This is a genomic window from Amycolatopsis sp. NPDC114484, assembly GCF_055633755.1.
Genome location: NZ_JBVKDQ010000054.1, coordinates 1 through 9,596, shown reverse-complemented (window position 1 = coordinate 9,596; position 9,596 = coordinate 1). Strand labels below are relative to the sequence as shown.

The 9,596-nt window shown below is 68.0% G+C and carries 8 protein-coding genes; 4 read left to right on the top strand and 4 right to left on the bottom strand.

The window, feature by feature from the left end; all coding sequences use genetic code 11:
* Window positions 1-132: 132 nt before the first annotated feature.
* From ACZ7SW_RS46645 to ACZ7SW_RS46630, 4 genes are all read right to left on the bottom strand, one after another.
* Window positions 133-792 (bottom strand): O-methyltransferase, encoded by a 660-nt coding sequence (locus tag ACZ7SW_RS46645; RefSeq protein ID WP_470236818.1) that lies wholly within the window; start codon window positions 790-792, stop codon window positions 133-135.
* Window positions 793-829: 37 nt separating this feature from the next.
* Window positions 830-1,612 carry an FkbM family methyltransferase gene (locus tag ACZ7SW_RS46640; RefSeq protein WP_470236817.1) on the bottom strand — a complete coding sequence of 261 codons (783 nt, stop codon included), beginning with the start codon at window positions 1,610-1,612 and terminating at the stop codon, window positions 830-832.
* Between the two features lie 184 nt (window positions 1,613-1,796).
* The gene (locus ACZ7SW_RS46635; RefSeq protein ID WP_470236816.1) at window positions 1,797-4,877 is read right to left on the bottom strand and encodes an AfsR/SARP family transcriptional regulator; all 3,081 of its coding nucleotides are present in this window, start codon (window positions 4,875-4,877) and stop codon (window positions 1,797-1,799) included.
* A gap of 216 nt (window positions 4,878-5,093) precedes the next feature.
* Window positions 5,094-5,852: a thioesterase II family protein gene (locus ACZ7SW_RS46630; RefSeq protein WP_470236815.1), complete on the bottom strand. Its 759-nt coding sequence runs from the start codon at window positions 5,850-5,852 to the stop codon at window positions 5,094-5,096.
* 361 nt (window positions 5,853-6,213) lie between these two features.
* Here ACZ7SW_RS46630 and ACZ7SW_RS46625 point away from each other — a divergent pair, with 361 nt between their 5' ends.
* Genes ACZ7SW_RS46625 through ACZ7SW_RS46610 form a run of 4 tightly spaced genes read left to right on the top strand, consistent with a single transcriptional unit; the run spans window position 6,214 to window position 9,458 of the window.
* Window positions 6,214-7,197 (top strand): class I SAM-dependent methyltransferase, encoded by a 984-nt coding sequence (locus ACZ7SW_RS46625; RefSeq protein ID WP_470236814.1) that lies wholly within the window; start codon window positions 6,214-6,216, stop codon window positions 7,195-7,197.
* 13 nt (window positions 7,198-7,210) lie between these two features.
* Window positions 7,211-7,549, top strand: coding sequence for a non-heme iron oxygenase ferredoxin subunit (locus ACZ7SW_RS46620; RefSeq protein WP_470236813.1), 339 nt, complete (start codon window positions 7,211-7,213; stop codon window positions 7,547-7,549).
* 11 nt (window positions 7,550-7,560) lie between these two features.
* The gene (locus tag ACZ7SW_RS46615; protein WP_470236812.1) at window positions 7,561-8,157 is read left to right on the top strand and encodes a 3-phenylpropionate/cinnamic acid dioxygenase subunit beta; all 597 of its coding nucleotides are present in this window, start codon (window positions 7,561-7,563) and stop codon (window positions 8,155-8,157) included.
* A 47-nt stretch (window positions 8,158-8,204) separates the two neighbouring features.
* A complete protein-coding gene (locus ACZ7SW_RS46610) occupies window positions 8,205-9,458 on the top strand; it encodes an aromatic ring-hydroxylating oxygenase subunit alpha (RefSeq protein ID WP_470236811.1) in 1,254 nt (417 codons plus the stop codon).
* Window positions 9,459-9,596 lie beyond the last annotated feature (138 nt).

Genomic DNA, 9,596 nt, shown 5'->3' with positions numbered 1-9,596 from the left:
CGGCGGGTGCTTGTCAAGGCGGGAAAGATGCCTTGACAAGCACCCGCCGTCCGCATTTTTGGCTTCGTATCGGGGTGCGGGGGTGGTGTGGGTGCTTCGCTGGTTGGGTGGGTTGGCGGGGTTTTGTGTGTGTTAGGGGGTTTTTCGGCGGGCGAGGGTTACTCCGTCGGAGAGGGGGAGTACGCAGGTTTCTACTTGGGGGTCTTTGCGGATTAGTTCGTTCACTTCGCGTATGCCGCGGGTGTCTGGGTCATCGGCCGACGGGTCGATTACTCGGCCTAGGAAAAGGGTGTTGTCCAGGACGATTAGGCCGCCTGGGCGGACCAGTTCTGCGGATTTCTCGTAGTATTTCGGGTAGTTGGCCTTGTCTGCGTCGATGAAGACCAGGTCGAAGGGTGCTTCAGCGGCCAGTTCGTCCAGGGTCGTGCCTGCGTCGCCGATGCGTGGTTCGATGCGGTCCGCTACGCCGGCTCGTTCCCAGTAGGGGGTCGCGAACTTCACCCATTTCGGGTTGAGGTCGCAGGTGACCAACCGTCCGTCTTCGGGGAGGGCGCGGGCCATGGACAGGGTGCTATAGCCGGTGAAGGTGCCGATTTCCAGGATTCGTACGGCACCGGTCAGACGCACCAGCAGGGCCAGGAAACGCGCTTCTTCCGGGAGTACCTGCATTGCCGTTCCGCCGGGAAGTTCGGCGGTTTCGGTGCGCAGTTCGGCTAGCAGGGTGTCCTCGGAACCGGAAATCTCCCGGACGTAGTCGAGAAGTTCTTCGGTGGCGGTGATTTGCGTGGCCATGGAGTCAACCTGTTCAGAGGGTAGAGCGGGAACGGGGTCAGGGGCGATACGCCCGGACGATGTGGACGCTCGATCCTTTGTAGAGGTCCTGCTGCAACTGCTCGGTCCGGTAGTGCTTCGCGGTCAGCAGGTTCAGCACCTCGTTCAGTCTGCCGTTCAGGTCGTGCACCTCTACCGAAATGGTGCGGATCTTGGGCCAGTTCGCCTCGCCGATTCCGCGCAGCACTGCCAGTTCGGCTCGTTCCACGTCGATCTTCAGGAGGTCCACAGTGTCCAGTTCGTGGTCGGAGAACAGCTGCGCGACCGTGGTGACCGGCACCGGGTAGGTTTCCGCGTCGCGGCGGATTTCCTCGCAGTAGGCCTGCGATTGTGCTGGATCGGCTCCGACGTTGGCGAAGACGGCCGAGATGTTGCGCTGGTCGTCGTCTTCGTCGACCTCGATCGTCGCGATGGTTTCGTTGGCCGGATAGTAGGTCAGCTCAACGGTTCCGGTCCGGTCGGCGACCGCCGTCTGGAGGGCTACGCCGCCGGGCAGGTGGGCGGCGAAGTTGCGGGACAGGCAGTCGAAGGTGGCGCTGGCCGGTTCGCAGGCGATGACCCTGGCGTTCGCGAGACCGCTCGCGGTGTGCAGCGAGAACAGGCCGAAATGCGCGCCGACGTCGATGATGGTGGCGTCGTCCGGCAGTTTCTCCTCGCGGAGGTAGATGCTGGTGGACATCTCGTGCCAGATGAGTTCGGCGTTGCGTTCGTTGGTGCAGAAGATTACCCGGCCGTCCGGAAGGGTGAATTCGGCGGGGGAAAGACTTTGTCCGGTCGTCACGATGCCAGTGCACCTTTCGAAACGCGCGCTTTCCGGCGCGGGCCAAGGGGAATCGCGGCACTGCCGCACTGCGCGGTCGACGTCGGAACGCGAATCGGCGCGGCGAGCCTGCACTGGACTGTAGCGGAAGACGGGAGTTTGCGACCGTGTTCTTTCCGAGGCGGGGCTTGCGCTTACACAGCGATCAGGAGAAGGTCTGCGGCACGGTGCCGCGCGAGTGCTGGAGGAGAATCCCCCGCGCGAGGCCTTCGTGGTAGCGGTAGCCGCTGTCGCGGGCACCGGTGAGGGCGTACCTCGCGTGACTGAAGGCGGTTCTGGGCCGAGCGGCTTCGCCGTGCGCCCTGGCCAGCCCGAGAAGGGCTTCCAGCATGCCGTAGCGGTGCACCGTGCCGCCGGTGGAGTGTTCCAGCGCGTTTTCGTACGCCTGCACCGCTTCGTTGAACTCGCCCCGCCCGAGACGGACCGTTCCCACGACGTTCCAGGCATTGGCCGTAGTACGCGGATTGCCCAGTTTCGCGGCGGAAGCCAGCGCACGATCGCCGATCGCGGCGGCCTTCGCGGGATCGCCCGCCGCCAGCAGGGCGATCGCCAGCTGGCCGAGGCTTTCCACGTGGTGGTGCCGGGTTCCCGACGCCTTCGCCCGGTCGGCCGCTTCGACAAGGTACTCGGCCGCGCGGCCGGGGTCTCCCAGCGCGAGGTGGGAATGGCCGAGCAGCAGCAGGGATTCGACCAGTTCGATCGTCGCGTCGATCCGCTCGGCCAGTTTCCGCGCGGAGCCCAGCAACGGCTGGACGCTGGCGAACTCGCCGTGCAGCAGCTGGACATAACCCAGTCCCAGCAACGCTTTCAGCCGCACGATCGGCGGCACCCGCCTGCTCTTGGGCAGTTCGGCGACCTGCCGGAACCGGCTCCGCGCGGCGTCGAGTTCGTCGAGGTCGAGCCGGATGCCGCCGTCGAGCACGAGCACCATCGGCCGTCCGGGAGCGGCCGAGTTGGCCTCGTCCAGCGCCTCGGCCAGGTATCGCTCCGCCTTGGCCAGGTCACCGGCAAGCTGGCATTCGCGGATCAGCGGGATCAGCATGGCGGTCTCGGCGGCCGTGTCGCCCGCCTCGCGCGCGGCACGCAGGCCGGTCGCCGCCGCGGCGAGCAGGTCGACCTGGTGCCCGTTGACGCTGAGGTAGGAATCCAGGATCTCGGTGAGTTGCCAGGACACCTCGCGGGGACCGTGTTCGGCGCAGTGTTCCACCAGCGCCATCAGGCTGGCCCGCTCGGCGTCGAGCCAGCGCAGCGCGTTCTCGCGGCTGAGGCCGGCCGGTGCTTCCGGCACCGGGGTTTGCGGCCGGGTGTAGCGGGGGAGTTCGCCGTACAGCGTCCGGACCGCTTGTTCCGCGGTGCGCAGATGCCAGTCGCGCAGCCGCGTCCTCGCTTGTTCCAGGTACCCGGGGTCGTCGTCGGACTCCCCGCGCTGGGCCGCGTAGTCCCGCAGCAGGTCGTGCATGTGGTAGCGGTCGCCGGGCAGCCGGTGCAGGAGGCTCGCCTCGGCCAGCTGTTCCAGCGTGCGCACGGCGTCGGCCCGCGGAAGATCGGCGAGCACGGCGGCGGCGTCGGCGGGGAAATCGGTTCCCGGCGCCAGCGCCAGCAGCCGGAACATCGTCTGGACCTCGGGTTTCAGCCCCGCGTAGGACAGGCCGAACGCCTGGTGGACCGCGATGTCCTCCTCGGTCTCCACGGTCAGCGCGTGCGCCCAGGACCCTTCCTCGAAAGACCGGTTGTAGGCGCTGATGTCCGGCCGCGGCCTGCCCGCCAGATTGCCGCCCGCGATCCGCAGCGCCAGCGGCAGATGCCCGCACAGGTCGGCCAGCCGCGTGACCGCCTCCCGCTGCTCCTCCACGACCTGCTCGCCGAGCAGCGTGCCGAGCAGGGACACCGAAGCCCGCCGTTCGAACAGGTCGAGCCGGACCAGATGGGCTCCGTCCAGCGCGACGAGACTGCGCAGCTCGCTGCGGCTGGTGACCAGCACGGCGCAGCCAGGCGCCCCCGGGATCAACGGCCGGATCTGCGCGGCTGAGGCGGCGTTGTCCAGCATGACCAGCACCCGTTTGCCCGCCAGCAGCGCGCGGTACGCGGTGACCTGCTCTTCCTCTTCGACGGGGGTGCGTTCGGCGGGGAGGCCGAGCGCCCGCATCAGCCGGGCGAGCACCGACGGCGTCGAGAGCGCGGGTTTGTCCGAGTACCCGCGCAGGTCGACGTAGAGCTGGCCGTCCGGGAAGCGGGAACGCAGCTGGTGCGCCAGCCGCACGGCCAGCGCGGTCTTGCCGACCCCGGGCGGACCGGACACGGTCACGACGGGCACCGTCCCGTCCCCGGCCGTCTCCAGCAGTCCGCCGATCCGCTCGAGTTCGGCGGCGCGCCCGACGAACGGCTCCAGCGCGGGCGGCAGCTGGGAAACGCCGGGCGCGGAGGCGGGTGCCGGCCGCCGGGACGCCCGGACAGCCTGCACCGCGGGCGCTTTGAGGTCGAGATCGTCGTTCAGGATGGCGTGGAAGAGGTTCTGCAGTTCCGGGCCCGGCTCCGTGCCCAGGTTCTGGGCGAGCGCGTCGACGATCGTCCGGTACGCGCTGAGCGCCTCGGCCTGCCTGCCCACTCCGTGCAGGGCGAGCATGAGCTGGTACCAGAACTGCTCGCGCAGCGGGTACTCGGCGGTCAGCCTGCGGAGATGGCTGACGACCTCCTGGTGCTCGCCGAGGCTGAGCTTCGCTTCGGCGCGCTCGCATTCGGCCCGCAGCCGGGCCTCCACCAGTTGCGGCGTCTCGGACCGGCGCAGCGAATCCGAGGGCACGTTCAGCAACGGCTCGTCCCGCCACAGCGCCAGCGCCTCGTCCCACAGCCGGACGGCGCGGGCGAGTTCGCCGTCCGCCGCCAGCCTTCCCGCCCGGACGGTGAGGTCGCGGAAGCGGTGCAGGTCGAGCGCGTTGTCCGGGACTTCGAGGAGATATCCGGTCGGCGTGGTCCGGATGATCTCCGAACGCCCGAGCAGCCGGCGCAACCGCATGATGTAGACGCGCAACGCGGTCGTCGGCTGCGCGGGCACGCTCGCGCCCCACACGATTTCGGTGAGTTCGCCCAGCGTCACCACTTTGTTCGCGCGCAGCAGCAACGCCGCGAGAACTACCCGCTGTGTCGGTGCGTTGACCGGCACGGGCGTACCGTGCGCACGCAATTCCAGCGGCCCCAGTACGCCGAACTCGTAAGGTGGATGACTCACCGGTTCCTCCAGCAGTCCGACAAGAGCCAACTCTACCCGGCCACGCACGGTGGATGTCCGAATTGTGAGACTAGTCGGAGGATTCGCTGTTAGGGGACCGCCGAAGGTCGGGCGGACCGGGCTTCCGCAAGCCGATCCGGACCACTACGATTCGGACGTTCGGCCCGCCCGCGGCTGTGCGACCGCCGGATTCCCGCGGTTGCACAGGGAATCCGGTCATCGAGCGGCGACCGCGGTCCGCGTCCGGACGAGCGCGGTGATCTCCTGCTGGTGGTGGGCAAGGAAGAAGTGCCCGCCGGTGAACACGGTGAGGTCGAAGCCGCCCGTCGTGTGCTCCTGCCAGGCCCGCGCCTCGGCGAGCGTCGTTTTCGGATCGTCGTCCCCGGTCCACGCGTCGATCGGGCAGCGCACCGTCGCGCCCGGCCGCGCCCGGTAGGTCTCGATCGCCCGGTAGTCGCCCCGGATGGCGGGCAGGCTCATCCGGAGGATCTCCTCGTCGCCGAGCAGCCGGGCGTCGGTGCCGCTCATCAGCTTCAGCTCGGCGAGGATGCCGTCGTCGTCGCGCAGGTGCACGGATTCGTCGCGGCTGGTCGACGGGGCGCGCCTGCCGGAGGCGAACAACCGCACCGGGCTGAACGCGGAATCGCTTTCCAGCCGCAGCGCGGTCTCGAACGCGAGCACGGCGCCCATGCTGTGCCCGAAGAACGCGACCGGCCGGTCCAGCCACGGCCGGAGGACCTCGGCCACCTCGTCGGCGAGCTTGCCGAGATCTTCGATCACCGGCTCGCGGCGGCGGTCCTGCCTGCCGGGGTACTGGAGGTTGAGCACGTCCAGCTCGCCCGACAACGCTTTCGACATCGGGTGGTAGAAGCTGGCCGAACCGCCCGCGTGGGGAAAGCAGACCAGCCGCACCGGCGCGTCCGGGGCCGGATGGAAGCGCCGGACCCAGGAAGTGCTCTCGGTGATTTCCGACATGGGTGAAGGATCCTTTCTGCGGCAGGGCATTCCGATGGCCGGGCCCTGGCGGCCACGGTAGCCAGAACCGGGGGCCCGACCAATCCGGTCCGAACACCGGACAGCGGCGGTCGTTCCGCCGCAGTCGATCAGCCCGCTGCTTCGCGGAAATGCGACAAGATGCGGCCGGAAAGTCCGCGGGGGACAACGGAATAGCCCGTTCCGGGCCTCGGTCGCACACCGGCGGGCGAGCACTACTCAACTTCGGCCGGTTCGAGTACGTTGATCCACAGCACGGTCCGGGGAAATACCCGGCCGCTCCGCGCCCCCTCGGGGAAAGCGCGCCCGTCGCGACGCGGAATCGGACAAGGGGGAACTGGCAGTGGCCCAGACGAAGCGAACCGAACCTGGTGCGCAGAACCTGAACGAACTGTCGAAGCCGACGGAACGGCTGCACGTGGCGGGTACCGGCGACAGCTACAACGAGCAGGAAGCGGCGCAGACCAAGGCCGCGATCTCCTCGGTGTACGACATGATCGCCGCCACCTGGAATCTGGGCGATCTGTGGAACTGGGGTCTCTACGACGCCGAACTCGAGCGGCGGGTCGAGGAGATCCTTCCCGGGTTCACCGCTTTCGGCACCGACGGTTTCTCCGAACTGCTGTACTTCCACACCCTGACCCAGGTGCCGCTGGATCTGGCTTCCTACCAAGGAAAACGCGTGCTCGAGGTCGGCTGCGGCATCGGAGCCGGGCTCAATTTCCTTTCCCGGGTAACGGGAGCGGAGCAACTGTCCGGAGTGGACATCTCCAAGGCCGCGATCCACCGGGCGAACGGCCGCTACTCGCGCGGCGACCACCTCACCTACACCGTCGGCGACGCGGAAAACCTTCCGTTCGAGGACGGCACCTTCGACGTGGTCGTGAACGTGGAGAGCTCGCACAGCTATCCGTCGCTGGACAAGTTCTTCGCCGAGGTCGCCCGTGTGCTCAAACCGGGCGGCTATCTTTCGCTCGTCGACGCTCTCACCGATCACCGGGCGGAGACCTTCGCCAAGGCGATGCCCGGCTGCGAACGCCTGGAATGGCTGGCGGAGAACGACATTTCGCCGCAGGTCAAGGCGGCGGTCCGGAAACGGATGGCGGACGACAGTTTCGTGCGCAAGACCTTCGCGCAGCAGCGGATGTCGCCGGTGAAGCGGACGATCGCCAAACACGGCCTGCTCACCGCGCTGGGCGCCCCGTTCACCGGCGACGCCAGCATGTCGGCGGTGGCGAAATGGTCCCGGAAGAAAACCGGGCTGGGGGTTTCCGACAAGGCCCCGGTGCGCAGCTACCGGCATTACCTGGCGACCCGGGTTTCCTGAAGGCGCGCCAAAGATGACGAAGGGCCCGATGAACACCGCGCCGTTCCCGGTGTGCCCCGACGACGAGCTGGTGCTGAACGAGCCTCGCGCGGTGGAGACGCCTTGGGGACCGGTGGCGGTGATCCGCACCGGCACCGGCGTCTACGCCGTGACCGACCAGTGCTCGCACGCCGACGTGGAGCTGTCGGACGGGTTCGTGGACGGCGACACGCTGGAGTGCCCGGCGCATTTCTCCCGGTTCTGCCTGCGTACCGGGGCCGCGCTCACCATGCCCGCGGTCGAACCCGTCGACACCTGGACGGTCACGGTGCTCGACGGGGTGATCACCGTGGCTCCCCGCCCGAGAACCTGAGGAGGTTTCGCATGACCGCATTCACCGGGCCCGTCGTTTCGTCCCAGGCGTTCCGGCCGCGGCCGGACGACGCGCCGCCGGTCCGGCCGCCGCGCCGGGTTCCGCACGCGCTGCTGTACGAGATCGAGCAGTTCCTGTATTTCGAGGCGCGGCTGCTGGACGAAGCCCGGTACAACGACTGGTTCGACCTGATCGCGGACGACGTGCACTATTTCATGCCGTTGCGGCGCAACCGGTTGCACCGCGATTTGCTGTCGGAAGCCACCGGCGTCGACGAATTCAACCACTACGACGAAGACAAAGCCATGCTGGAGGTGCGCGTGCGGCGGCTGCAGCAGCCCACCGCGTGGTCGGACAACCCGCCCGCCCGCACGGTCCGCGCGCTGACGAACATCACCGCCGAACCCACCGACATCGACGGCGAATACCTCGTCCGCAGCGTCTTCCACGTCTACCGCAACCGGCTCGCCGACGACGCCGTCACGTTCTCCGGGCGGCGGACCGACACGCTGCGCGCCCATCCCGAGCTGAACTTCCAGCTCGTCAACCGCGCCATCCACCTCGCCGAGAGCGTGGTGCAGGCCAACAACCTCGGCCTTTTCTTCTGACCGCGCGAATCCATCCGACCTCCGACAGCGACGGGAGACTGTAGAAGATGTACGCCGATCTGATCGACTTCGACACCACCGGAAAGATCTCGGCGGACATTTTCCACTCCGAAGAAATGTATCGGAGAGAACTGAGCACGGTCTTCGCCCGCTCGTGGCTTTTCCTGGCGCACGAATCGCAATTGCGCGCGCCGGGCGACTTCGTGACCGCGCTGATGGGCGAGGACCCGGTCATCGTGTCGCGCCAGCGCGACGGCGGCATCCGGGCCGTGCTCAACGTGTGCCGGCACCGCGGGATGCGAGTGTGCCGGCAGGATTCCGGCAATACCAAGCGATTCACCTGTTCCTTCCACGGCTGGACCTACGACACCGCGGGCGAACTGGTCAAGGTGCCCCGCGAGAGCGAGGGCTATCACGACCGGCTGGACAAAAAGGGCTGGTCGATGACGCCGGTCACGCGCGTCGAGTCCTACCGCGGCATGATCTTCGGCACCTGGGACCCCGACGCCCCGGCGCTCGTCGACTACCTCGCGACCGCCCGGCCCGCGCTGGATTCGTTCATCGACACCCTCGGCTCGGACATCGAACTGGCCGGCCCGATGAAATGGCGGATCCGGGGCAACTGGAAGCTGCCCGCCGAGGGTCTCGGCACCGACGGCTACCACGCGGAAACCACGCACGCGTCGGCGTTGCAGGCGATCGGCGGAATGGCCGAACCGAGCCGCATCTTCCAGTACTCCAGCGCCGCCGGGCACGCCGCGGCGATGACCGATCTCGGTGTGACGCACCAGATGCACGAGGAATCCGGCGTCGGCCCGTCCCCGCACGGCACGAGCGACACGCTCACCGTCGCGCACGCCACGGTGTTCCCGAATTTCTCCTTCATCGGCTATTCCGGGCCGATGCGGGTGTGGCAGCCGCGCGGGCCGGAGGAAATGGAAGTCTGGGGCTGGGTGGCCCTTCCAGCCGGACTCGACGCGGAAACCCGGCGCCAGAAGCTCCGCGGCGTGACGGTGTCGTTCTCCTCGTCCGGCGTCTTCGAATGCGACGACAGCGAGAACTGGTCGGAGATCGCCGCGGTGGGCCGGGGATTCGCCGCCCGCAACACCCCGCTGAACTACCAGATGGGCATGGGCTTCGACGATCCGGCGGGCACCGACTTGCCCGGATTCGACGTGCGTACCGGGCATTTGTTCAATGACATCGGCGCTCGTGGTTTCTACACCCGCTGGGCGGAGCTGATGGATGGGCCGGAGTTGTCTCTGTCGCCTTCCGCACCTCCGCCGAGCACTCGGCGCTAGCTCCCGCCTCGCTCCGCGGGCGGACCCCTGCTGCTGGCATGTGGTCCGTGAGGGGAAGGCGGATTCAGGTGGTGGTTGCAACACCTGGTGTCTGGTGGCCTGAGAGTAGCGTGGCGAGGGCTTCGGCGGGTGTGTGCC

What these genes read in the sequence shown, in the direction of transcription:
- ACZ7SW_RS46645 (WP_470236818.1), bottom strand. Translation starts at nt 792, where the DNA reads ATGGCCACGCAAATCACCGCCACCGAAGAACTTCTCGACTACGTCCGG.
- ACZ7SW_RS46620 (WP_470236813.1), top strand. Translation starts at nt 7,211, where the DNA reads ATGACGAAGGGCCCGATGAACACCGCGCCGTTCCCGGTGTGCCCCGAC.
- ACZ7SW_RS46615 (WP_470236812.1), top strand. Translation starts at nt 7,561, where the DNA reads ATGACCGCATTCACCGGGCCCGTCGTTTCGTCCCAGGCGTTCCGGCCG.
- ACZ7SW_RS46630 (WP_470236815.1), bottom strand. Translation starts at nt 5,852, where the DNA reads ATGTCGGAAATCACCGAGAGCACTTCCTGGGTCCGGCGCTTCCATCCG.
- ACZ7SW_RS46610 (WP_470236811.1), top strand. Translation starts at nt 8,205, where the DNA reads ATGTACGCCGATCTGATCGACTTCGACACCACCGGAAAGATCTCGGCG.